The following is a 21,483-nucleotide window of genomic DNA, read 5'->3' as shown; positions in this document are numbered from 1 at the left end:
CCGCGCACTATCTTCTGCGCAACCGCACCAGCCCCCCAGGGACGGGGGTGTCGAGGGGAGCCCGACATGACCCGCACGCAGAAGCCCTCCGTCTTCCAGGTCGGCCGGATCTGGGACGACGGCCGCACCATCGTCGTGTCCGGCTGGGGGATCGGGCTGTGCGCCTCGGGGTGCGACTGCCACCGCCACCCGATCTCGGGCACCCTCGCCATCGACGAGGACCAGGCCGGCGGCACGCTGGGGCTGTCCAGCTACCGCCCCGCCGGCTGCCACTGCTGCGAGCCGTGGACCGCCGACGAGCTGTCCGCCGTCCTGCGCGACCTGCAGAGCGTGAGCGGCCTCGACGCCGAGGAGCCCCTCGCCGGTTAGGCGTCCGCGCCGATCGAACGACCGACCGGGGCCGGTGCCGTATGGCACCGGCCCCGCTGGGTACCGGGCCGACCATGCTGGGACGAGCGGCGCTGCGCGGCGCCCTGGCCGGTCTGGCCGGCACCGCGGCGATGACGCTGGCGACGAAGGCCGAGCAGCAGGTGACCGGCCGGCCGGACTCCTACGTGCCGGCGCGCACGCTCACCGCCCTGGCCACCCGCCGCCGGCCCCCGGGGTCGGAGCGGCCGTTCGTGCGCAACCACCTCATGCACTGGGGCACCGGCGCGGCCGTGGGCGCCCTGCGCGGGATCTGGTCGGCCAGCGGGCTGCGCGGCTGGCGCGGCTCGGCCTGGTTCACGTCGGTACGGCTGGCCACCGACCAGACGCTGGAGAACGCCACCGGGGTCGGTGACCCGCCGTGGACGTGGTCGCGTCGTGACCAGGTCGTCGACGTCGCCGGCAAGGCCGTCTACTCGTTCGTCACCGGCGCGGTCGCCGACGCGCTCGTCCCCCTCGCCCCCGACCGCAGCCACCGCACCCGCTCCTGACGCCGACCGGCCCCTGTGAGGCGGGTGGGGTCCCCGTGCCGGGTGGGGCCGGTGGGACACCGCCGGCCGACGGGGTCCGCGCGCCGTGGTCACCCTGGGGTGTCCGTCTCCCTACCGTCCGTGCAGGACGTGAGGGAGCCGCCACCCGGCGGCAGGGGGGACGGCGACAGTGCAGCGCAACCGGACGACGGGCCGCCGCTGGTCGGGTGCGGCCGTCGCCGCCGCGGGCCTGCTCGTCCTCGTGCTGGCCCCCACCGCCGCCTCGGCCGCGCCGGCGACCGCCGAGGAGGCCGCCGCCCTCGTCGAGGAGACCGGCCGCCGGCTCACCGCCCTCGACGAGCAGGTGCACCAGGCCGAGCTCACCGTGCAGACCCGGCAGCAGGCCGCCGCCGACGCCGAGCGCGCCGCCGTCGAGGCCGAGGCGACCCTGGCCCGCTACGCGCCGCAGATCCGCGCCATCGCCCAGACCGGTTACACCGGCGGCACCCGGTCGCGGGTGGCCGCCTTCCTGGGCAGCGACTCCGCCGACGACCTGGTCGCCCAGATGACCACCCTCGAGCTCATCGCCGACCACACCGAGGGCGTGCTGACCGAGGTCGCCGCCGCCCAGGCGCGCGCCGAGGAGGCCCGCACCGCCGCCGACACCGCCGGCGCCGAGGCCACCGCCGCGCTGGCCGCGCTGCACGACCAGCAGGCCGAGGTGCAGGCGCAGGTCGACGCGTACGAGGCCGACTTCGCCCGGCTGTCGGCCGCCGAGCAGACCGCCGTCACCACCGCGCTGGCCGGTCCCACGCTGGCCGCGCCCGCCGCCGAGACCGCCGCGGCCGCCGCGCCCGGCCCGGCCGCCGCCGTCGCCGTGCAGACCGCGCTGGCCCAGATCGGCGACCCCTACGTCTGGGGTGCCTCCGGCCCGGACGGCTTCGACTGCTCGGGGCTGACGCAGTACGCCTTCGCGGCGGCCGGCATCTCGCTGCCGCACTCCAGCGGGGCGCAGGCGTCGATGGGCACGCCGGTGTCCCGCGCCGACCTGATGCCCGGCGACATCGTCTACTTCTACTCGCCGGTCAGCCACGTCGGCCTCTACGTCGGCGACGGCAAGATGGTGCACGCCCGCACGTTCGGGTCGCCGGTCGCGGTGACCAGCGTGGACATGTCCGGCTACCGGGGCGCCGTCCGCGTCGCCTGACCGCCCTGCCGCCCGCCCGCCCCCGCCGGCGTCAGTGCGGGGTACGGCCCTCGGCGAGCATCGTGACCAGCGCGGCGACCCGCCTCGCGCGCGTGGCCGGGGTCGCCGCGGTGTGCACGCGGTGCAGGACGGCGTAGCGGTTGCGCCCGTCGAGGCCGGCGAAGGCCTCCTGCGCCGCGGGCTCGGCGGCCAGCGCGGCGGCGAGGTCGTCGGGGACGGTGATCGTGGCCGGGCCCGCGTAGGCGCGCTCCCAGCGGCCGTCGGCCCGCGCCGCCTCGACCTGGGCCAGGCCCGCCGGGCGCATCCGGCCGGCCGCGGTGAGCTCCTCGACGGCGGCGACGTTCTTCTGCGACCAGACGCTGCGCGGCCGCCGCGGGGTGACCCGCATCAGGTAGGAGCGCTCGTCGAGCCGGTTGCTGCGCCCGTCGATCCAGCCGAAGCACAGCAGCGACTCGACCATCTCGGCGTGCGTCAGCGACGGCACCCCGGCCCCCTTCTTGGCCAGGCGCACGTAGCAGCCGGGGGCGGTGGCGTGCTCGGCCTCCAGCCACGCCTCGAACGCGTCCTGGTCGGGGAAGGCCAGCACCGGCAGGTCGGTCGGCAGGGTCACGACGGCGATCCTGGCCCGGTCGGGGCGCTCAGGACAGCTCCGCGCGCAGCACCTCCGCGGCCAGCGCCAGGGAGCGCATCTTGCCCTCGGCGGCGGCCCGCGGCAGGTACTTCAGGCCGCAGTCGCTGGAGAGCACCAGCCGCTCGACGTCGACGTCGCCCAGGGCCCGCCGCACGCGGCCGGCCACGACCTCCGGCGTCTCCACCTCCGGCGTCGAGAGGTCCAGCACGCCGAGGGCGATGCCCTTGCCGCGCAGCGGCCGCAGCTGCGCGGGGTCCAGGTGCGACTGCGCGGTCTCCACCGAGACGGTGTCCACCGGGGTGTCGGCGAGCTCGGGCAGGAACGAGTACCCCTCCGGGCGCTCGGCGACCATCGCCGCGTAGCCGAAGCACAGGTGCAGGTGCACCGGCCCGGGTGCGCCCTCGACCGCGCGGGTCACGGCCTCGGCGCCGTGGCGCCGGGCCACCTCCGGCCTCGCCTGCAGCCACGGCTCGTCGATCTGGACGATATCGGCACCGGCGGCGAACAGGTCGGCGATCTCCTCGCGGACGACGTCGGCGTAGGCCAGCGCCAGCGCGCGGTCGTCGCCGTAGTGCTCGTCGGCGGCCTGCTGCGCCATGGTGAACGGCCCCGGCAGGGTGATCTTCACCGGCCGGTCGGTGGCGGCGCGGAGGAAGGCCACGTCGCGGGCCTGGATGGGGTCGCGCCGGCGGATCTCGCCGACCACCCGCGGCACCGGGATCGGCTGCCCCGACCGGTTGAGCACCGTGCCCGGTGTGTCGACGTCGACGCCGTCGAGCGCGGTGGCGAAGTGGTTGGAGTAGGACTCGCGGCGCTGCTCGCCGTCGCCCACGAGGTCCAGCCCGGCCCGCTCCTGGGCGCGCACGACCAGCAGCGTCGCGTCGTCCTGGGCCTCCTCGAGCAGCTCGGGCGCCGGCCGCCACAGCTCGCGGGCGCGCACCCGCGGCGGGAACTGGTGGGCCAGGCGGTCATGGTCGATCAGCCAGCCCGGCTGCGGGAGGCTCCCGACGACGGTGGTGGGCAGCAGCGGCGGCAGCGGGACGGGCACGCAGGGAGTCTGCCCGCGCGGGCTGGGCCCCGCGTGTGCTGGGGTGGAGCCGTGGCGGACAACTACATCGCGGAGCACGCGTTCGGCGCCCCGGCCATCGACCCGGAGGCCTTCGTCGCCCCGACGGCGGTGGTCGTCGGCGCGGTGACCATGGGGCCGCGCTCGAGCATCTGGTACGGCGCGGTCGCGCGGGCCGACGCCGAGGTCATCGAGATCGGCGAGGGCTCCAACGTGCAGGACGGCTCGACGCTGCACTCCGACCCGGGCTTCCCGCTCGTCGTCGGCAGGGGCGTCACCGTCGGGCACCGGGTGGTGCTGCACGGCGCGCGGGTAGACGACGACGTGCTGGTCGGCATGGGCAGCGTGGTGATGAACGGCGCGCACATCGGGTCGGGCTCGATCGTGGCCGCCGGCGCCGTCGTCACCCAGGGGACGCAGGTGCCGCCGGGGTCCCTGGTCGCCGGCGTCCCGGCGAAGGTGGTCCGGCCGGCCACCGAGGACGACCTCACCCACATCCGGCTCAACGCGCTCAGCTACACCGAGCGGCTGCCCACGGCCCGCGAGGTCCGCCCCCTCGTGCGCGACGGCTGACCACCGCAGCGAGATCGGCGCTCTCGTGGCGATCAGCAGCGGACGGCCACGAGAGCGCCGATCTCGTGGCTCAGGCGGCCCCGGCGAGGCGGGCGACCGCGGCGCAGACCTCCTCGACCGACAGCGCCATCGTCGCGTCCCCCACACCGAGCTCCACCCGCAGCACCGAGGGGTCGCCGGTGGTCGCGGGCTCGGCCCAGGTCCACAGCCCGTCGGCGGCCAGCCCGCGGACGGCCGCGCGGAAGGCGTCGGGCGTCGTCGCGAGCAGGAGGTGCAGCATCGGCGTCTGCGGCGGGTCGGGGACCACCCGCACGCCGGGCAGGTCGCGGACGGCGCCGGCGATCTCCCGGGCCCGCTGCAGGTACTCCGGCATCCGCGGCAGCCGCTCGCGCAGGCAGGTCAGCGCCGAGGCCGCGCCGGGCCACAGGCCGAACAGGGTGCCGCCCAGCCGGTGCCGCCACTCGCGCACCTCGGCGACGTGGTCGGCCGGCCCGGCCAGGCAGCACCCGGCCAGCGCGCCGATGCCCTTGTAGAAGCTGACGTAGACGGTGTCGAAGGGCGCGGCGAGGTCCGCCGGCGGCAGGTCGTAACCGGCCGAGGCCTCCCACAGGCGGGCGCCGTCGAGGTGGGCCACCGAGTGCACGTCGTGCGCCCAGGCCACCTGCTCGACGACGTCGTCCCACGGCGGCAGCTGCCCGCCGAGGTCGCGCTGCGGCAGCTCCACCACCAGCGCGGCCGGCGGCTCGGCGACGGCGTCGAGGTCGGTGCGCAGCAGCAGCCGGTTGCCGTCGCCGACCGGGCGCGGGACCAGGCCGTGCAGCCGCTCCAGCGCGCCGCCCTCGTGCCGGAACAGGTGGCACTCGGGGTGCGCGACGACGGTGCGCCGCAGGGTGCGCCCGGCGTGCACCCGCAGCGCGGCCTGCTGGGCCATCGTCCCGCTGGGCAGGTACACCGCCGCGGGCTTGTCCAGCAGCGCCGCGACCTCCGCCTCCAGCTCGGCCACCACGCCGCCGGCGCCGTAGCGGTCCACCGCCGTGCCGGCCGGGATCGTGGCCAGCAGGGCGTCGGCGCGCACCGGCCCGTGGCCGGACAGCGCGCGGTCACAGGACAGCCGCAGGGCGTCGAGGTCGTCGCTCACGTGCCCAGCAGACCACGCACCAGCGCGCCGACGGCGTCGGCCTCGATGAGGAAGCCGTCGTGCCCGTACGGAGAGGACACCACCTGCAGCGGGACGCCGAGCGCGTCGGCCACCTGCTGCTGCAGCGCCAGCGGGTAGAGCCGGTCACTGTCGACGCCGGCGACCACGGCCCGCGCCGTCACCCGGGCCAGCGCCGCCGCCACCCCGCCGCGCCCGCGGCCGACGTCCCAGGTGTTCATCGCCTCGGTGAGCACCACGTAGCTGCCCGGGTCGAAGCGGCGGACGAGCTTGTCGGCGTGGTGCTCCAGGTAGGAGGCGACGGCGAAGCGGCCGTCGGCCTGCACGGTCGTGCCGAACCGCTCGTCGAGCTCGAGCGCGCTGCGGTAGGTGAGGTGGGCGATCCGCCGGGCGATGCCGAGCCCGGCCACCGGGTCGGCGCGGACGGCGGCCTGCTGGGTGGTCTGGGTGCCGAGCTGGTCGGCGGTGACCGCGGCACCCGAGGCGAGGAAGAACAGCCCGGCCACCCGGTCGGGCAGCGCCACCGCCCACTCCAGCGCCCGCATCCCGCCCATCGACCCGCCGACGACCGCGGCCCACCGGCGCACGCCCAGCGCGTCGGCCAGCGCGGCCTCGACCAGCACCTGGTCGGCCACCGTCACCTCGGGGAACCGCGCGCCCCACGGCCGGCCGTCGGGCGCGGTCGACGACGGCCCCGTCGTCCCCTGGCAGCCGCCGAGCACGTTCGCGCAGACGACGAAGAGCCGGTCGGTGTCCAGCGGCGCGCCCGGGCCGACCAGGGACGCCCACCAGCCCGGCGTCGGGTGGCCGGGGCCCGCGGGGCCGGTGACGTGGCTGTCGCCGGTGAGCGCGTGCTCGACGAGCACCGCGTTGCCGCCGTCGGGGGCGAGCTCGCCCCAGGTCTCGTAGGCGACCCGGATGCCGGGCAGCACCCCGCCGCGCTCGAGGTGGACCGGTCCGTCCAGGTCGAGGAAGAGCCGGTCCCCGACGGGGTCGCCGTCGCGCCACCCGCCGGTGCGCGGCGGGGTGCGGGACGCCGGGACGTCCCGCACCCCCGTCATCACGCCCCCTTGGCGGCGCGGAACCCCGCCTCGAGGTCGGCCAGGATGTCCTCGATCCCCTCCAGGCCCACGGCCAGGCGGACCAGTCCCGGGGTGACGCCGGTGGTCAGCTGCTCGTCCTCGGTGAGCTGCGAGTGGGTCGTCGACGCCGGGTGGATGACCAGGCTGCGCACGTCGCCGATGTTGGCCACGTGGCTGTGCAGCTCCAGGGCCTCGACGAACCGCTGCCCCGCCGCGCGGCCGCCGTGCAGCTCGAAGGTGAGCACCGCGCCGGCGCCCCGCGGGGCGTAGCGCTGCTGCGCGGCATGCCACGGCGAGGAGGGCAGGCCCGGGTAGTTCACCCGGTCCACCTCGTCGTGCGCCTCGAGGAACTCGGCGACGCGGAGGGTGTTCTGCACGTGCCGCTCCATCCGCAGCGACAGCGTCTCGATGCCCTGCACGACGAGGAAGGCGTTGAACGGCGAGATCGCCGGGCCCAGGTCGCGCAGCAGCTGGACGCGGGCCTTGAGCGCGTAGGCCGGCGCACCGAGGTCGGCGTAGACGACGCCGTGGTAGGTCGGGTCGGGCGTGGTGAAGCCGGGGAACCGCCCGCTGCGCCAGTCGAACCCGCCGCCGTCGACGATGATCCCCGCGATCGCGGTGCCGTGACCGCCGAGGTACTTGGTCGCCGAGTGGACGACGACGTCGGCGCCGTGCTCCAGCGGCCGCTCGAGGAACGGGGTGGCGATCGTGTTGTCCACGATCAGCGGGACGCCGTTGCGGTGGGCCACCTCCGCCACCGCGGCGATGTCGAGGACGTCGCCCTTCGGGTTGCCGATGCTCTCGCCGAAGAACGCCTTCGTGTCGTCGCGGACCAGGGCCTGCCAGGCCTCCGGGTCGTCGGGGTCCTCGACGAAGGACACCTCGACGCCGAGCTTGGGCATCGAGTGGTGCAGCAGGTTGTAGGTGCCGCCGTACAGCGACGCGGAGGCGACGACGTGGTCGCCGGCCTCGGCGACGTTGAGGATCGACAGCGTCGTCGCCGACTGCCCGCTCGCCACGGCCAGGGCCGCGACGCCGCCCTCGAGGGAGGCCACCCGCTGCTCGAGGGCGTCCTGCGTCGGGTTCATGATCCGCGTGTAGATGTTGCCCATCTCCGCCAGCGCGAACAGGTCCGCGGCGTGCTGGCTGTCGCGGAACTGGTAGGCGGTCGTGGCGTAGATGGGCAGCGCCCGGGCACCGGTGGTCGGGTCGGGGCTGGTGCCGGCGTGGATCTGCCGGGTCTCGAAGCTCCAGCTCTGGGGGTCGGTCAACGCGCCGTCTCCTCTCGTTCCGGAGGACCTGCGGCGCACAGGTGCTCCGTCCTTGCCGCGCGGCGGTCGCCGCACGGCCGGCTCTTCCCCTGGGAGCACCTCAGACGGAGGAGGAGGTTGCCGGACAGCCAGCCAGGTACTTCACGCTGTCGCTCAGGAGCCTGCGGCGACCCTAGCGGGCCGCCGGGCCCGTCCGGCAGGGGGTCAGGTCGGCGGGGAGGGGGCCCCGGTCGTCGCCGGGACCTCCGGGGTGCCGGCCGGCGGCCCGCTCGTCGTCGGCGCGGTCGTCGGCGCGCCGGTCTGCGGGGTGTCGGTCGTCGTCGGGCTGTCCCCGGACGGCGGCGCGCCGGGCGTCGGGTCGCCGGTGGTCGGCTCCGTCGTCGTCGGCTCCGTCGTCGTCGGCTCCGTCGTCGGCTCCGGGGACGGCTCCGCCGGTACCTCCGTCGTGGGTGGCACCGTCGTCGCCGGTGCCGGGGCGGGCGCCGGCGTGGTCACGGGGGTCCCGCCGGTCGGCACGGTGCCGGTCGGCTCCGGGCGGACGTAGAGGTGCAGCAGGCCCAGGCCGAGGAACAGCACCACCAGGACGACGGTCGAGGTGCGCAGCCGGCCGATGTGCCCGGGCACCCGCCCGCGCAGCAGCCCGGTGAGGCCGAAGCGCCCGCGTGCGGCCGGGTCGCCGCCGGCGCGCTCCTCGCCGGGCCGCGGGGCGCCGGGGACGGTCACTGCTGCGCTCCCTGGCGGACCGGCGGCGCGGCCGGGTCCGGCGGCGGCGCGGGGCTCAGGGTGAGTCCGGCGCGGCGGAAGGCCAGCACGATGCGCTCGCGCAGGTCGCGGCCCACCTCGAACTGCCGGCCCGGCAGCGTGCGGGCCACCACCCGCACGTTGACCTGCTCGAGGTCGATGCTCTCCACGCCCATGACGCTGGGCTCGTCGAGCAGCAGACGGCGCAGCCCCGGGTGGGCGAAGGCCTGCCGGCCCACCTCGCGGAGGATCTCGTTGACCCGGCTGACGTCGGCCGTCGTCGGCACCGGGACGTCGACCACCGCCCGCGCCCAGTCGCGGGAGAGGTTGACCACCTTGACGATCTGCCCGTTCGGGATGGTGACCACCTCGCCGTCGGCCGAGCGCAGCCGGGTGATCCGCAGCGTGACGTCCTCGACCGTGCCGTCGGCCGGGTCGCCGCCGCCGACCACCTGGATCGAGACGACGTCGCCGAAGCCGTACTGCCGCTCGGTGATGAGGAAGAACCCGGCCAGGACGTCGCCCACGATGCGCTGGGCGCCGAAGCCGAGCCCGACGCCGAGCACGGTGGCCGGCGCGACCAGCCCGGTGACCGGGACGCCGAGGCGGTCGAGCACGTAGAAGACCGCCACCGTGTAGATGAGCACGATGAGCGCCCAGGTGATGACCTGGGTGAGCGAGTGGCGGTGCTTGGCGGCCTCGGAGCGCACCAGCACGTCCCCGCCGGTGGAGCGGGCGTCGATGCGGTCGGTGATCCGCCGGCCCACCCAGGTGACGAAGCGGGCCAGCAGCACCGAGCCCAGGACGATCAGCACGATCTGCAGGCCGCGGTCGGCGAGCCAGTCGAGCAGGTCGGTCAGCGGGCCCATGGCAGGTCGGGACCTCCCCTCCGTCGGGTCGGGCCCCATCCAACCCGGTCGGTCCGCGGCGGGCTCACCGCGGCTCGACGAACAGCGAGGCCACCGACCGGCCGATGCGCCCGCGGGTGTCGTAGAGGTCGGCCGCGCACTGCCCGACCCCGGTCGGGCCGAGGGTGGTGGCGGCGTCCATGGCCAGCCACTCGCCGGCCGGCTGGCGGAACAGCGCGACGACGAGGTCGACGTTGGCGAAGGTGGCCCGCGACCAGTCCAGCTCGGCGGAGATGCCGCTGGCCGCGTCGGTCATCACCAGCAGGTGCTGCAGCGGCGTGATCGGCTCGCCCTCGACCAGGGCGCACAGCGGCCGGGTCCAGGCCGCCGCGGGGCCCGACGCGGTCAGCGAGCCCGAGGCCGCCCGCCACTCCAGCGACCGGTGGTAGGCCACCTCCTCGCGGAAGACGGCGAACTGCGCCGGCGCGCTCTCCTGCGGGCCGACCGGGTGCGGGGCGGCCGGGCTCGCGGTGTCCGCGCTGTCCGCCGTCCGCACCCGCCACGCCGACAGCCGCATGGCCGTCCGGCCGCCGGCCTCCAGCGTCGCCTCGACCAGCTCGATCCGCCGGCCCGGCCGCACCACGCGGGCGGCGACCCGCACCGGGCCCACCGGCACCGGCCCGAGGACGTCGTAGGCCAGGCGCACCGTCTGCCCGCCGGGGATCCCGCTCACCCGCTCGGCCTCCCGCGCCAGCAGCGCGGCCGGCGGTCCGGCGTGCTGCAGGCCCGGGTCCCACGGGCCGATGGTGAGCGCGGTGGCGACCAGGCCGTCGCCGTCGGGCAGGTAGAACGCGGCGGGCAGCTGCACGCCCGGCAGTCTGCCGACGAGCCGCCCGGGCCCCGGTCCCCGGGGTCAGCCCCGCCGGGTGAGCCACAGCGCCGTGCCCACCCAGGCCAGCCCGCCGACGGCGGCCGCCGCCCAGACCCAGCGCAGCTGCTGACCGGCCGTGGACAGCCACAGCAGCACGGCGACGACGGTGACCGCGCCGGCCAGCGGGGAGGAACGCAGCAGCGTGTCGACCGTGTCCGGTCCGGGGACGGCGAAGAACAGCACCAGCGCGGCCACGAACAGGAACCCGCACAGCGCGGCCAGGAACGCCGCGGGGACGCCGATCTGCGCGGGCAGCAGCAGCCCCGCGATGCCGAGCACGACGGCACCGCCGGCCAGCCAGGTCAGCGTGCGGCGGCGGCGCGGGGACCACGGCGGACGGAGCTCGGTCACGCTCCCGAGGGTGCCCGCCGTCCCTGGACGCCACCCGCACGCGGGCTGTGGTGTCGGCCGCGATGAGTTCCGCGCGACCGCGCCGTCCCCCTCCCGACGGGCCCGGACGACGGGCCCGCGGACGACGGGAGCACCACCGTGCGCATGATCTTCCTCAACCTGCCGGTGCGCGACGTGGCGGCCGGCCGCGCCTTCTACAGCGCGCTCGGCTTCTCGATCGACGAGCAGTTCTCGGACGACTCGTCGGCCTCGGTCGTGGTCAGCGACGCCATCCACCTGCAGCTGCTCTCGCGCGAGAAGTTCGCCGGCTTCCTGCCCGAGGGCACCACGACCGCCGACCCGCGCTCGGCGACGGCGGCCCTCTACGCGCTGTCCTGCGACAGCCGGGAGGAGGTCGACGCGATGGTGGACAAGGCGGTCGGCGCCGGCGGCGGCACGTGGATGCCCGCGCAGGACCACGGCTTCCTGTACGGCTCCAGCTCCACCGACCCCGACGGGCACGTCTGGGAGGTCCTGTGGATGGACCCCGGCGCCACCTCGTGACCCGCTGGTAGGTGGTGTCGACACCTACGCCCGCTACAGTCGGACGGGTGCCGCACACCCGCCGTCCCGCCGTCGGCTACCTGACCACCGTGGCGGCGGCCGGGCTGTTCGCCGTCAACGGCACCGTCTCCACGCTCGCCCTGCAGGCCGGCATCCCGCCGACCTGGCTGACGGCGCTGCGCTGCGGCGGCGCCGCGGTCGGGCTGCTCGCCGCGCTGGCGCTGGTCTCCCCGCAGCGGCTGCGGCTGACCTGGCGGGAGGTGCCCTTCCTCGCCGTCTTCGGCGTGGTGGGGGTGGCCCTCACCCAGTTCCTCTACTTCGTCGCCATCGGCCGGCTCCCGGTGGGCATCGCCCTGGTGTTCGAGATGACCGCGCCGGTGGGCATCGCACTGTGGGTGCGCCTGGTGCGCCGGGAGCCGGTGCGGCCGCGCATCTGGCTGGCGCTCGGGCTGTCGCTGTCGGGGCTGGTCCTGGTGGCGCAGGTGTGGCAGGGCGGCGGGTCGCTGGACCCGGTCGGTGTCGGCGCGGGCCTGGCCGCGGCGGTCTGCCTGGCCACCTACTACCTGATGGGGGAGCGGGGGACGGCCACCCGCGACCCGGTCGCGCTGACCACCTGGACGTTCGTGGCCGCGGGGCTGTTCTGGGCCGTCGTCGCCCCGTTCACCGCACGCTTCGACGCCGGCGTGCTCGGTGAGCGGGTGCCGGTCTCGCTCGGCTCGCTGACCCTGCCGCTGTGGCTGCTGGTGCTCTGGATCGTCGTGCTCGGCGCGATCACGCCGTTCTGGCTGTCGATCGCGGCGCTGCGCCACCTGCCGCCCACCACCGCGGGCCTGGTGGCCACCGTCGAGCCGGTGTTCGCCTCGGTCGTCGCGTGGCTGTGGCTCGAGCAGGTGCTCAGCGGCTGGCAGGTGGCCGGCGGCCTGGTGGTCCTCGCCGGGATCGCGCTGGCCCAGACCGCGCGGACCCGTGCCGCCGGCCCGGCGCCGGCGCCCGTCCCCGAGACGCCGGCACCGCTGTCCCGTTAGGTGACCTTCCGCGCCTCGGCCAGCCAGCCGGCCAGCCGCTGCATGTAGCGGGCCTGGGCGGCCCAGTCCATGCCGACGTACTCCCACGGGTGCACCTGCCCCGCCTGCGCCGCGGGCAGCAGCCCGTAGGTGGGCTGGCCGGCCATCTCCTCGGGCGTCATCGCCCCGCGCAGGGAGTAGAGGACGACGTCGCTGCGGTACTGCGGCACCTGCTCCCAGCTGGCCGTCTGCCAGAAGAAGCCGTCGCCGCCCGGGTCGAGGAACGGCACGCCGAGGTCGGCGTAGAGGCGCAGCGACGGGTCGTCGGGGGCCTTGGCCAGGTAGAAGCCCTCGTCGGGGTAGGCGGCCACCGGCAGCACGGTGACGCCGGAGGACGCCGCCTCAGTGAGCGCCGCCGACGCCGCCTCGTAGTCCGCGCGGGCGGCGGACGCCTGCGCGCCGTCCAGGTCGGCGCCGAGGGACTCCGCGAGCGCGGCGGTGCGCTCGATGACCTCGGCGGCCGAGCCGCGCCAGGCGATCGCCACGACGGGGGCGATCCGCGCGACCTGCTCCTGCTGCTCGAGCGACTCGAAGCCGTAGAGGGGCTGGGTGTCGTCCAGGGTCCCCTCGGCGTCGACCGGGTAGACGCTGGTGACGATCAGGTCGGGGTCGGCCGCGGCCAGCGCCTCGAGGTCGATCTGGCCGTAGCTCTCCCCGACGACCTCCACGCCGGAGAGGTCGCGGCCCGCGAACTGGACGTCGTCGGCGGCGGAGGTCTGGCCGAAGGTGGCCACCGGCTCGACGCCGAGGTTCCACAGGGACGACGCGACGTCGTTGAGGCCGGCCACCCGCTCGGGCCGCGCGTCGAGCTCGACGGTGGTGCCGACGTCGTCGGTGAACGACCAGCCCGGTCCGCCGGACGCGGCCGCCGCCTCGCTGCCGCCGCCGGAGCAGGCGCTCGCGGCGAGCACGGCCGCCAGTCCGAGGGAGGCGCCGATCAGGCGCGGGGGTCGGGACACGGGGTCTCCTCGCAGGTCGGGGCAGGGGGTTCCCCGCCGGTGCGGTGCAGGTTAGCCTTGCCTTACCTGCGGTCCGCACGGGCCGTCCGCCGCTGGAACGGAGACCCGAGTGACGACGAGCGTGGCGCCCCCGGTGGTGGCCGAGCTGCCGCAGTGGCTGTTCTTCGACACCGTCGTCGCCCGGGTGCGGCCGCTGGGCCCGAGCACGGTCCGGATCACGCTGACCGGCCGGCAGCTGGACCGCTTCGGCGTCGCCGGTGACGACCAGCGGGTCAAGCTCGTGCTCGCCCCCGACCCGGCGGCGGTCACCGAGCTCCAGGCCGCCGGTGGGCAGTGGTACCCGGCCTGGTGCGGGCTGCCCGACGAGCGGCGTCCGGTGCTGCGCACGTACACCGTGCGCGCGGCCCGCCCCGAGCGCGCGGAGGTCGACCTCGACGTCGTCCTGCACGGGGTCGGCGACGGGCACGCCGGCCCGGCCGCCACCTGGGCGGCCGCGGCCCGGCCCGGCGACCCGGTGGTGCTCATGGGCCCCGACCGGCCCGGCCGCGGCCGTGCGTGGGGCGTCGAGTGGGCGCCGCCGGCCACCGCGACCTGCCTGCTGCTGGTCGGCGACGAGACGGCGGTGCCCGCGGTCTCCGCCGTCCTGGAGTCCCTGCCCTCGGTGCCCGGGCGCCGCGCCGTCGCCGTCCTCGAGGTCCCCGAGCCCGGCGACGCGCAGAACCTGGCGCTGCCCGAGGGGGTCACCGTGCACTGGCTGTTCCGCCAGGGCCGGCCCCGCGGCGAGCTGACGGTGCCCGCGGTGCACGCCGCGCTGGTCGACCTGGGCGTCGCCGCCGCGCCCGCCCCGGCGCCGGAGGACGTCGACCTCGACGCCGGGCTGCTGTGGGAGGTCCCCGAGGACCCCGCGGCCGGGGCCGGCTGCTACGCCTGGCTGGCCGGTGAGGCGGGGGTGGTCAAGCGGCTGCGCCGGCACCTGGTCGGCGACCTCGGCGTCGACCGCCGCGCGGTGGCCTTCATGGGCTACTGGCGCGAGGGCTGCGCGGAGAGTTGAGGCACAGGAGGCTCTCCCCACGTCCCCGGGTCCCCGGACGTGGGGGGAGCCTCCTATGCCTGCCGCAGGCGGCGGACGGGGACGACCATCGGGGTGCCGGCCACCGGGTCGGGCACGACGCGGGCCTCGAGGTCGAACACGTCGGCCAGCAGCTGCTCGGTGAGCACCTCGTGCGGCGTCCCCGAGGCCACCAGGACGCCGTCGCGCATCGCCACCAGCCGCTGCGCGTACCGGGCGGCGAGGTTGAGGTCGTGCAGCACGACGACGACGGTGCGCCCGCGCTCGGCGTGCAGCCGCGACACCAGCTCCAGGACGTCGATCTGGTGGGAGAGGTCCAGGTAGGTCGTCGGCTCGTCGAGCAGCAGCAGGTCGGTCCCCTGCGCCAGCGCCATCGAGATCCAGGCCCGCTGCCGCTGCCCGCCGGAGAGCTCGTCGACGGGGCGGTCGGCCAGGTCGCCCAGGTCGGTCCAGGCCATCGCCTCGGTCACGACCGCCTCGTCCTCGGCCGACCACTGGCGCAGCCAGCTCTGGTGCGGGTGCCGGCCGCGGGCCACCAGGTCGGCCACGGTCAGGCCGGCCGGCGCCACCGGCGTCTGCGGCAGCAGGCCCAGGACGCGGGCCACCTCGCGGGTCGGCGTCCGCGCGATGGAGCGGCCGTCGAGCAGGACCTGCCCCGCCTGCGGGCGGAGCAGCCGGCCCAGGGCGCGCAGCAGCGTGGACTTGCCGCAGCCGTTGGGGCCGACGATCGCGGTGAACGAGCCGTCGGTCAGCCGCAGGTCCAGCCCGTCGACGACGACGCGGTCGTCGTAGGCCAGCCGCACCCCCTCGGCGGCGAGGCGGACCGGTCCGTCCGGGCGGGGTGCGGACGCCGGGTGGGGGTGGGTGCGGGCGCGGGTGGCGGCAGTGGTCATGCGGTGGTCCGCCTCCCGCGGACGAGCAGCCAGAGCAGGTAGGGCGCACCCAGAGCGGCGGTGAGGATGCCGACGGGCAGCGCCTGGGGCAGGACGGTGCGGGTGAGCAGGTCGGCGCCGACGACCAGCGCCGCGCCGAGCAGGCCCGAGGCCAGCAGCGGCGGCCGGGAGCCGCCGGTCAGCCGGACGGCGATCTGCGGGACGACGAGCGCGACGAAGGCGATCGGCCCGGCCGCGGCCACCGCCGTCGCCACCAGCAGGACGGCGACGACGACCACGGCACCCTGGGCGCGGGCCAGCCGGACCCCCAGCCCGCGGGCGGTGTCGTCGCCGAACTGCAGCACGCCGAGCACCCGGCCGGCCGCGAGGGCGAGCGGGACGAGCACCAGCAGCGACAGCGCCAGCGGCGTCGCCTGGTCCCAGGTGCGGGCGTTGAGCGAGCCGGTGATCCACACGTAGGCCGACGCGGCGTCGTAGATCTCGGCGCGGGTGAGCAGCCAGTCGGTGAGCGCCTGCGCCACCGACCACAGCGCGATGCCGATGAGCACGAGCCGGTAGCCGTCGATGCCCGAGCGCCAGGCCAGCACGAACAGCAGCGCGCCGACCAGCAGCGCGCCCAGCAGCGCGGCCAGGGGGACGCCGAGCCCCCCGAGCAGGGCGCCGGTGGACGTGCCGCCGCCCAGCACGATCGCCGCGACCGCGCCCACCGAGGCGCCCTGGGTGATGCCCAGGACGTCGGGCGAGGCCAGCGGGTTGCGGGCGAAGGTCTGGAACAGCGCGCCGGCCAGGCCCAGCGCCAGCCCGACCAGCGCGCCGACGACCGTCCGCGGGGCGCGCAGCTCCAGGACGACGAACGCCTGGCCCTCGGTGCCCGCGCCGGCCAGGGTGCGCAGCACGTCGCCGAGGGCGATGGGGTAGTCGCCGCGGCCCAGGCTCGCCGCGCCGAGCAGCGCGACCGCGACCGCCGCCACCAGCGGGACGACGACCGCGCGCCACCGGAACCGCGCCGAGGCCGGCCCCACCCGCACGGTGACCGCCCGCCCGCGCGGGCGCCCGCCGGGGTCGGGCGGCGTCGTCCGCGCGACGGTGTCGGCGGTCGCGGTCACAGGCCGGCCGCCGTCCGCCGGCGGCGCACCAGCGCCACGAAGACCGGCCCGCCGACGAGCGCGAGCACGATGCCGACCTGCAGCTCGCCGGGCCGGGCGACCACCCGGCCGAGGACGTCGGCGGCGAGCAGCACGACGGCCCCGAGCAGGCCGGCGCAGGGCACCAGCCAGCGGTGCGCCGGCCCGGTGAACGCCCGGACGGCGTGCGGCACGACTAGGCCGACGAAGGCGATCGGCCCGCAGGCGGCGGTGGCCGCCCCGGCCAGCAGCGTGGTGGCGCCCAGGCCGACGAGCCGGGCCAGCCAGACGCGCTGGCCGAGGCCCCGGGCGACGTCCTCGCCCATGCCGAGCAGGTCCAGCGCCGGCGCGTTGAGCAGGGCGAGGACCAGCCCGGCGGCGATGAACGGCGCCACCTGCCAGGCGACGTCGGCGCCGCGGCCGGCGAGCGCGCCGACGACCCAGAAGCGGAAGGCGTCGAGGGAGTCGGAGTCGCTGACCAGCACCGCGCGCACCAGCGCGAACAGCAGCGCGCTCAGCGCGGAGCCGGCGAGCGCGAGGGTGACCGGGGTGGGGCCGCCCCGGCCGGCCGAGCCGAGGACGTAGACCGCGACCGTGCCGGCCAGCGCCCCGGCGAAGGCGAACCACACGTACCCGGCGGGGGTGCCGACGCCGAGCAGCACGATCGCCAGGACGACGGCGAACGACGCGCCGGCGGTGATGCCGAGCAGCCCCGGGTCGCCGAGCGGGTTGCGGGTGTGGCCCTGGATGAGCGCGCCGGAGACGCCGAGGGCCGCGCCGACCATCAGGCCGAGCACCGTGCGCGGGACCCGCAGGTCCCACACGATCACCGCCTCCTCGGTGCGCAGCGAGCGGTCGGTCAGCGCCGTCCACACCGTGCCCAGGCCGAGCGGGCGGCTGCCCACGGCGATGCTCGCCGCGCAGGCGGCGACCAGCAGGACGACGAGGGCGAGCAGGCCGAGCAGCCGGCGGCGGGTGCGCGCGGCCCGCCCGGGTGCGGCGGCCAGGTCGTCCCGGGCGGTGACCGGCGGGGTCGCCGCGGACGCACGGGTCGCGCTGGGGACGGACACCGGCGGCTCCGGACGGTCGGCTTCGGTGAGGCTCACCTTACCGGGCGGTCCGGCCGCCGGTCTCCGGTCAGTGCTCGAGCCGGCGGCTGCCGTCCGGTCAGTGCTCCAGCCGGCGGCTGCCGTCCGGTCAGTGCTTCAGCCTGCGGCTGCCCTGGTGCCAGTCCTCCTGGACCCCGACCTCGTCACCGGTGACACCGAACGCGGGCAGCTGCGGCAGCTCGCGCAGGCTGCGCTTGAGCTCGGCGAAACCCGGGAAGCGGGCCAGCCCGACGACGTGGTCCCACAGCTGCACGGCCTGCTCCTCGGTCGGCGTCCGGCTGATGACCGGGCCGAAGAAGGCCACGCCCTCCGGCGGCTCGAAGTGCAGGATCGGCGTCCCCACGTCGCGGCCGGTCAGGCCGAGCGCCTCGTCGGTCTCGGCCTGGATGCCGGCGTCCCACGCGTCGTCGTCCACGGCGGCGGCCAGGTCGGTGGGCAGGCCGGCCTCGGTGAGCACCTCGCCCAGGAACTCCCGGCTGGTGGCCCGCTCGGGCGGCGGCTGTCCGGCCGGGTCCTCGAAGACGTGCCGGCCCGTCGCCTCGTAGAGCCGGCCGACCGCCGGGCGCCCGTGCTCCTCCCGGGCGCGGGCGGCGACCCGCAGCAGGTGCAGCCCGGCGGTGTGCCCGGCCTCGTACTCCGGCGGGAAGTGGCTGTCGTAGTCGACGTGCGCGTTGAGCAGCCGCAGCGAGACGAACCGCCAGTCGACGTCGTACTCGCGCTGCGCGGCGACCGTGCGCACCCACCTGCTGGTCATCCACGCGAACGGGCAGACGGGGTCGAAGTAGAAGTGCAGGTCGGCCATGTCCCCATGCTCCCGCCGCCCGCCGCGGACTGCTCCGCGGGCCGGTTCCGCGCCGCCCGGGTCCGATCCGGCCGGCGGAGGACGGAACCGACCCGGGCAACAGGGGTCAGCGGGGGAGGAGGGCCTCGATCGCCGTCCGGACCTCGGGGGCACCGGGGTCGGTGGTCGGGCGGAACCGCGCCACGACCGCGCCGTCGCCGTCGACGAGGAACTTCTCGAAGTTCCACCGGACGTCGCCGGCCTCGCCGGAGGCGTCGGGTGCCGCGGTCAGCCGCCGGAACACCGGGTGCGCGCCCTCGCCGTTGACCTCGAGCTTCTCGGTCATCGGGAAGCTGACGCCGTAGGTGGCCGAGCAGAACCCGGCGATTTCCTCGGCGGTGCCCGGCTCCTGCCCGGCGAACTGGTTGCACGGCACGCCGACCACGGTGAACCCGCGCGGCCCGTACTCCTGCTGCAACTGCTCGAGCTGGGTGTACTGCGGTGTCAGGCCGCACCGGCTGGCCACGTTGACCACCAGCGCGGGCCCGCCGCCGGTGAGCGCGCGGAAGGTGGTCGCCTCGCCCTGCAGGGTCGCGAGGGGCTGGTCGAGCAGGCCGGTCACGGGGTCCTCTCTCTCACTCCAGGCTGCTGACGTCGTCGGGCACGTCGACGGCGTGCTGGCGCAGCGCGGCCAACGGGACGACGTCGAGCGCCCGCGCGTTGGTGGCGGCGAGGACGACGCCGGCCGCCGCCCCCGCCCGGTAGGCCTGCAGCCACCGCGCGGCCACCACGCACCAGCGGTCACCGGGCCGCAGGCCGGGGAAGCCGTACTCCGGCCGCGGGGTGCTGAGGTCGTTGCCCAGCTCCCGCTGCACCTCGAGGAACTCCTGCGAGACGACGGTGCACACGGTGTGGCTGCCCAGGTCGTCCGGGCCCGTGCTGCAGGAACCGTCGCGGTAGAACCCGGTCAGCGGCTCGGTGCCGCACGGCTGCAGCTCCCCGCCCAGCACGTTGCGCTCCGGCTCGGTCACGGGTCGATGGTGGCAGAGGAGGCGGTCCCGGGCCCGGCCGCCCGTGCGGCGACCGGGCCCGGGGAGCGGTCAGCCCGTCGCCGCCCGGCGGCGGGCCCGTGCGAGCGCCGCCCCGGTGAGCAGGGCCAGCAGCCCCGCGCCGAGGACGGCCGCCGGCTCGACGCCCGTGTAGGCCAGCGCGTCGCCGGTGGCGCCGGCCGGGGTGGCGACCCCACCGGTCGACCGGGCCGCCACCGGGTGCCCGGACGGCGTGCCGGCGAGCTGCCGCGGCGCGACCGGGTGACCGGCCGGCTGCGGGTGCACCCCGTCGCCCGGCTGCCCCGCGTGCGTGGAGCCGTCCGGCTGCGCAGAGCCGGCCGGCTGTGCCGCGCCGACCGGCTGCGCCGCGCCGACCGGCCGCGCCGAGCCGCCCGGCTGGCCCTGGCCCGGCGTGGCACAGCCACCGGCCGCGTCCCCAAGCACGGCGACGCCGGTGCCGCAGACGGTGATCGGCAGGTCGACGCCGGCCGGGTCGCCGCCGGTGTCGCCGGTCCGGCCGGCGACCGGGGTGCAGTCGCCGGCGGCGTCGCCGAGCACGCCGACGGCGGTGCCGCAGACGGTCACCGGGACGCTGACCGCCGCGGGCGGGGCAGCGGGAGCGCTGCCCGACGCCGTGGCGTCGCCGAGGACGCCGACCGCGTTGCCCGCCACGGTGACCGGCACCGCGACGTCGGCCGGGGCGGGAGGAGCGGGCGGCGCGGGGTCCTGCGAGACGGGCACCCCGCCGATCGCGGCGTCGTTGCCGCCGACGGTGACGGGCACCGCCACGGCCACCGGGCCGAGGTCGACGGAGGGGTCCTGCGAGACCGCCGGCAGCTCGAGGCCGCCGCCGGCCGGGGCGTCGCCGAGGACGCCCAGCGCGTTGTCGGTGACGGTGACCGGGACGGTCACGTCGAGGTCGTCGGATGCTGCGGCGACACCGGTGCCGACGGCCAGCAGGCCGCCGGTCAGCAGTGCCACGCGCAGGGTGCGGGTGACCCAGGTGGTCATCGAGAGCTCCTGACTGAGGGTGCGAGGGACCCCGGTCCCGGACGGGACGGCGGGGGCGGTGCGCTCGGCCGGCGTGGTGCCGGCGGCGCGGTCCTCAGTCGGGTGAGGTGGCGGGGTCGAGGACGGCGTCGGCCGTGGCCTCCGCGGCGTCGGCGGCCGTGGCGGCGGCGGACGCGGACCGCGCGGCGCGCACGGCGGCCGCGAGGTCGGGAGCGGGCTGGTCGGCACCGCCGGGCGCCCCGGCGGCGGTGTGGGCCGGCGCAGGGACGGCGGGTGCGCCGGGGACGTGCGGCAGGGCCGGGGCGGGCGCCGGCGGGGCGGAGGGCACCGCGGAGGGCGTCGCGGAGGGCACAGCGGAGGGCACCTCGGGTGGCACGCCGGCGACCGGGTCCGCGCCCTCGGCGGTCACCGCGGTGCGGGCGGCCGGCTCGCCGTCCGCCGCGGCGACGACGGGGGCGGCCGTGGCCGGGGGCTCGGCAGCGGCCGGGGCGTCCGCCACCGCGGGCAGGACACCGCTTCCGGCGGCCGGGGCGGCGGGTCCGGGCTGCACCGCGGCGGCGGGGACCGGGACGGCGGACGGCGTCGGCCGCACCACGGGGACCGGCGGCAGGGCGCCGGGGACCGGCGCGGGCACGGCGGTGACCGGGGCCAGCGCGCCGGTCACCGGGGCCAGCGCCGACGTGACCGGGGTCAGGGCCTCGGTCACGGGCCCGAGCGCCTCGCCGACGGGCGGAAGCACCTCGGCCACCGGCGCCAGGACCGGCTCGGCGACCGGAGCGGTGAGCTCCGCGACCGGGGCGGTGGCCACCTCGACGACCCCGCCGACCGTGCCGAGCAGGCCGCCGTCGTCGGCGCCGGCCGGGGCGGTGGCCGAGCCGGCCAGCCAGGCCCCGGCGCCGATGCCGGCGACCACGAGCACCCGGCCGCCCCACCGGCGCAGGCGGGCGCGACGCCCCGGCAGTCGCTGCTCGGCCATCGCACCTCCCCCGTCGATCGGTGACGCAGTGCCTACCCATGACAGCGGTACGTCACCGTCCGGTCGAGTCACCCGATGGGAGGGGAGTCGGTCGCCGCTCGTCACGGTGCGTCGTGGCGCCCCGCGCTGCCGGACCTGCCGGAGCGGTGGCA

The 21,483-nt window shown here is 77.1% G+C and carries 25 protein-coding genes and 1 riboswitch; of the genes, 7 read left to right on the top strand and 18 right to left on the bottom strand.

What is annotated here, in order from left to right:
* Window positions 1-66 precede the first annotated feature (66 nt).
* The 3 genes from LY71_RS20475 to LY71_RS20465 all read left to right on the top strand — a co-directional run bounded on the left by LY71_RS20475 (window position 67) and on the right by LY71_RS20465 (window position 2,103).
* Window positions 67-369, top strand: a complete 303-nt coding sequence (locus LY71_RS20475; protein WP_106281195.1) for a hypothetical protein — start codon at window positions 67-69, stop codon at window positions 367-369.
* 74 nt (window positions 370-443) lie between these two features.
* Window positions 444-917: a hypothetical protein gene (locus LY71_RS20470; RefSeq protein ID WP_106281279.1), complete on the top strand. Its 474-nt coding sequence runs from the start codon at window positions 444-446 to the stop codon at window positions 915-917.
* Between the two features lie 169 nt (window positions 918-1,086).
* Entirely contained in the window at window positions 1,087-2,103 is a 1,017-nt protein-coding gene (locus LY71_RS20465; protein WP_106281193.1) for a C40 family peptidase, read from the top strand.
* Between the two features lie 31 nt (window positions 2,104-2,134).
* Here LY71_RS20465 and LY71_RS20460 read toward each other — a convergent pair whose 3' ends face one another.
* Both LY71_RS20460 and LY71_RS20455 read right to left on the bottom strand, forming a co-directional pair.
* Window positions 2,135-2,713 (bottom strand): YdeI/OmpD-associated family protein, encoded by a 579-nt coding sequence (locus LY71_RS20460; protein ID WP_211297456.1) that lies wholly within the window; start codon window positions 2,711-2,713, stop codon window positions 2,135-2,137.
* A 28-nt stretch (window positions 2,714-2,741) separates the two neighbouring features.
* Window positions 2,742-3,782 carry a uroporphyrinogen decarboxylase family protein gene (locus tag LY71_RS20455; protein WP_106281191.1) on the bottom strand — a complete coding sequence of 347 codons (1,041 nt, stop codon included), beginning with the start codon at window positions 3,780-3,782 and terminating at the stop codon, window positions 2,742-2,744.
* Window positions 3,783-3,833: 51 nt separating this feature from the next.
* On the opposite strand from LY71_RS20455, the gene LY71_RS20450 reads away from it, so the two are divergent.
* Complete coding sequence (locus tag LY71_RS20450) at window positions 3,834-4,373, top strand: gamma carbonic anhydrase family protein (protein WP_245888139.1); 540 nt, start codon at window positions 3,834-3,836, stop codon at window positions 4,371-4,373.
* Between the two features lie 70 nt (window positions 4,374-4,443).
* Here the strand turns inward: LY71_RS20450 and LY71_RS20445 are convergent, their stop codons facing one another.
* From LY71_RS20445 to LY71_RS20415, 7 genes are all read right to left on the bottom strand, one after another.
* Window positions 4,444-5,511, bottom strand: a complete 1,068-nt coding sequence (locus LY71_RS20445) for a threonine aldolase family protein (protein WP_106281189.1) — start codon at window positions 5,509-5,511, stop codon at window positions 4,444-4,446.
* A complete protein-coding gene (gene metX / locus LY71_RS20440) occupies window positions 5,508-6,590 on the bottom strand; it encodes a homoserine O-acetyltransferase MetX (RefSeq protein ID WP_106281273.1) in 1,083 nt (360 codons plus the stop codon). The genes LY71_RS20445 and metX overlap by 4 nt, the downstream gene beginning before the upstream one ends.
* Window positions 6,590-7,882, bottom strand: coding sequence for a bifunctional o-acetylhomoserine/o-acetylserine sulfhydrylase (locus LY71_RS20435; protein ID WP_106281187.1), 1,293 nt, complete (start codon window positions 7,880-7,882; stop codon window positions 6,590-6,592). The genes metX and LY71_RS20435 overlap by 1 nt, the downstream gene beginning before the upstream one ends.
* 43 nt (window positions 7,883-7,925) lie before the next feature.
* Window positions 7,926-8,043: riboswitch (SAM riboswitch) on the bottom strand.
* A 43-nt stretch (window positions 8,044-8,086) separates the two neighbouring features.
* Entirely contained in the window at window positions 8,087-8,605 is a 519-nt protein-coding gene (locus tag LY71_RS20430; RefSeq protein ID WP_106281185.1) for an Rv3103c transmembrane domain-containing protein, read from the bottom strand.
* A complete protein-coding gene (locus LY71_RS20425) occupies window positions 8,602-9,492 on the bottom strand; it encodes a mechanosensitive ion channel family protein (protein WP_106281183.1) in 891 nt (296 codons plus the stop codon). Before LY71_RS20425 ends, LY71_RS20430 begins: the two co-directional genes overlap by 4 nt.
* A 64-nt stretch (window positions 9,493-9,556) precedes the next feature.
* The gene (locus tag LY71_RS20420) at window positions 9,557-10,339 is read right to left on the bottom strand and encodes a thioesterase family protein (RefSeq protein WP_106281180.1); all 783 of its coding nucleotides are present in this window, start codon (window positions 10,337-10,339) and stop codon (window positions 9,557-9,559) included.
* A gap of 45 nt (window positions 10,340-10,384) precedes the next feature.
* Window positions 10,385-10,753: a hypothetical protein gene (locus LY71_RS20415; protein ID WP_106281178.1), complete on the bottom strand. Its 369-nt coding sequence runs from the start codon at window positions 10,751-10,753 to the stop codon at window positions 10,385-10,387.
* Window positions 10,754-10,897: 144 nt separating this feature from the next.
* On the opposite strand from LY71_RS20415, the gene LY71_RS20410 reads away from it, so the two are divergent.
* Both LY71_RS20410 and LY71_RS20405 read left to right on the top strand, forming a co-directional pair.
* The gene (locus LY71_RS20410; RefSeq protein ID WP_106281271.1) at window positions 10,898-11,296 is read left to right on the top strand and encodes a VOC family protein; all 399 of its coding nucleotides are present in this window, start codon (window positions 10,898-10,900) and stop codon (window positions 11,294-11,296) included.
* A 47-nt stretch (window positions 11,297-11,343) separates the two neighbouring features.
* Window positions 11,344-12,321, top strand: coding sequence for an EamA family transporter (locus LY71_RS20405; RefSeq protein WP_106281176.1), 978 nt, complete (start codon window positions 11,344-11,346; stop codon window positions 12,319-12,321).
* Here LY71_RS20405 and LY71_RS20400 read toward each other — a convergent pair.
* A complete protein-coding gene (locus LY71_RS20400) occupies window positions 12,318-13,319 on the bottom strand; it encodes an ABC transporter substrate-binding protein (protein WP_106281174.1) in 1,002 nt (333 codons plus the stop codon). The genes LY71_RS20405 and LY71_RS20400 overlap by 4 nt on opposite strands.
* Before the next feature lie 109 nt (window positions 13,320-13,428).
* Here LY71_RS20400 and LY71_RS20395 point away from each other — a divergent pair, with 109 nt between their 5' ends.
* Entirely contained in the window at window positions 13,429-14,370 is a 942-nt protein-coding gene (locus LY71_RS20395; RefSeq protein WP_211297454.1) for a siderophore-interacting protein, read from the top strand.
* A 53-nt stretch (window positions 14,371-14,423) separates the two neighbouring features.
* On the opposite strand, the gene LY71_RS20390 is transcribed toward LY71_RS20395, so the two are convergent.
* From LY71_RS20390 to LY71_RS20355, 8 genes are all read right to left on the bottom strand, one after another.
* Window positions 14,424-15,281 (bottom strand): ABC transporter ATP-binding protein, encoded by an 858-nt coding sequence (locus LY71_RS20390; protein ID WP_106281172.1) that lies wholly within the window; start codon window positions 15,279-15,281, stop codon window positions 14,424-14,426.
* On the bottom strand, window positions 15,278-16,387 hold the full coding sequence (locus tag LY71_RS20385) for a FecCD family ABC transporter permease (RefSeq protein WP_106281170.1): 1,110 nt from the start codon (window positions 16,385-16,387) through the stop codon (window positions 15,278-15,280). The genes LY71_RS20390 and LY71_RS20385 overlap by 4 nt, the downstream gene beginning before the upstream one ends.
* On the bottom strand, window positions 16,384-17,475 hold the full coding sequence (locus LY71_RS20380) for a FecCD family ABC transporter permease (protein WP_106281267.1): 1,092 nt from the start codon (window positions 17,473-17,475) through the stop codon (window positions 16,384-16,386). The genes LY71_RS20385 and LY71_RS20380 overlap by 4 nt, the downstream gene beginning before the upstream one ends.
* A gap of 127 nt (window positions 17,476-17,602) precedes the next feature.
* A complete protein-coding gene (locus LY71_RS20375) occupies window positions 17,603-18,316 on the bottom strand; it encodes a mycothiol-dependent nitroreductase Rv2466c family protein (protein ID WP_106281168.1) in 714 nt (237 codons plus the stop codon).
* A 106-nt stretch (window positions 18,317-18,422) separates the two neighbouring features.
* Complete coding sequence (locus tag LY71_RS20370; protein ID WP_106281166.1) at window positions 18,423-18,917, bottom strand: glutathione peroxidase; 495 nt, start codon at window positions 18,915-18,917, stop codon at window positions 18,423-18,425.
* Between the two features lie 13 nt (window positions 18,918-18,930).
* A complete protein-coding gene (locus tag LY71_RS20365) occupies window positions 18,931-19,326 on the bottom strand; it encodes a DUF2237 family protein (protein ID WP_106281164.1) in 396 nt (131 codons plus the stop codon).
* A 69-nt stretch (window positions 19,327-19,395) separates the two neighbouring features.
* On the bottom strand, window positions 19,396-20,355 hold the full coding sequence (locus LY71_RS20360; RefSeq protein ID WP_106281162.1) for a hypothetical protein: 960 nt from the start codon (window positions 20,353-20,355) through the stop codon (window positions 19,396-19,398).
* Between the two features lie 94 nt (window positions 20,356-20,449).
* Window positions 20,450-21,331, bottom strand: coding sequence for a hypothetical protein (locus tag LY71_RS20355; RefSeq protein WP_106281160.1), 882 nt, complete (start codon window positions 21,329-21,331; stop codon window positions 20,450-20,452).
* Window positions 21,332-21,483: the final 152 nt, after the last annotated feature.

Source organism: Geodermatophilus tzadiensis (genome assembly GCF_003002915.1).
Taxonomy (GTDB): Bacteria; Actinomycetota; Actinomycetes; order Mycobacteriales; family Geodermatophilaceae; genus Geodermatophilus; species Geodermatophilus tzadiensis.
The sequence above is the reverse complement of the archived record's forward strand: the minus strand, read 5'-3'. Positions and strand labels throughout refer to the sequence as shown.

Coding starts and splice junctions, on each gene's coding strand:
- LY71_RS20475 (WP_106281195.1), top strand. CDS start 67: ATGACCCGCACGCAGAAGCCCTCCGTCTTCCAGGTCGGCCGGATCTGG.
- LY71_RS20470 (WP_106281279.1), top strand. CDS start 444: ATGCTGGGACGAGCGGCGCTGCGCGGCGCCCTGGCCGGTCTGGCCGGC.
- metX (WP_106281273.1), bottom strand. CDS start 6,590: ATGACGGGGGTGCGGGACGTCCCGGCGTCCCGCACCCCGCCGCGCACC.
- LY71_RS20425 (WP_106281183.1), bottom strand. CDS start 9,492: ATGGGCCCGCTGACCGACCTGCTCGACTGGCTCGCCGACCGCGGCCTG.
- LY71_RS20410 (WP_106281271.1), top strand. CDS start 10,898: ATGATCTTCCTCAACCTGCCGGTGCGCGACGTGGCGGCCGGCCGCGCC.
- LY71_RS20390 (WP_106281172.1), bottom strand. CDS start 15,281: ATGACCACTGCCGCCACCCGCGCCCGCACCCACCCCCACCCGGCGTCC.
- LY71_RS20375 (WP_106281168.1), bottom strand. CDS start 18,316: ATGGCCGACCTGCACTTCTACTTCGACCCCGTCTGCCCGTTCGCGTGG.
- LY71_RS20360 (WP_106281162.1), bottom strand. CDS start 20,355: ATGACCACCTGGGTCACCCGCACCCTGCGCGTGGCACTGCTGACCGGC.
- LY71_RS20355 (WP_106281160.1), bottom strand. CDS start 21,331: ATGGCCGAGCAGCGACTGCCGGGGCGTCGCGCCCGCCTGCGCCGGTGG.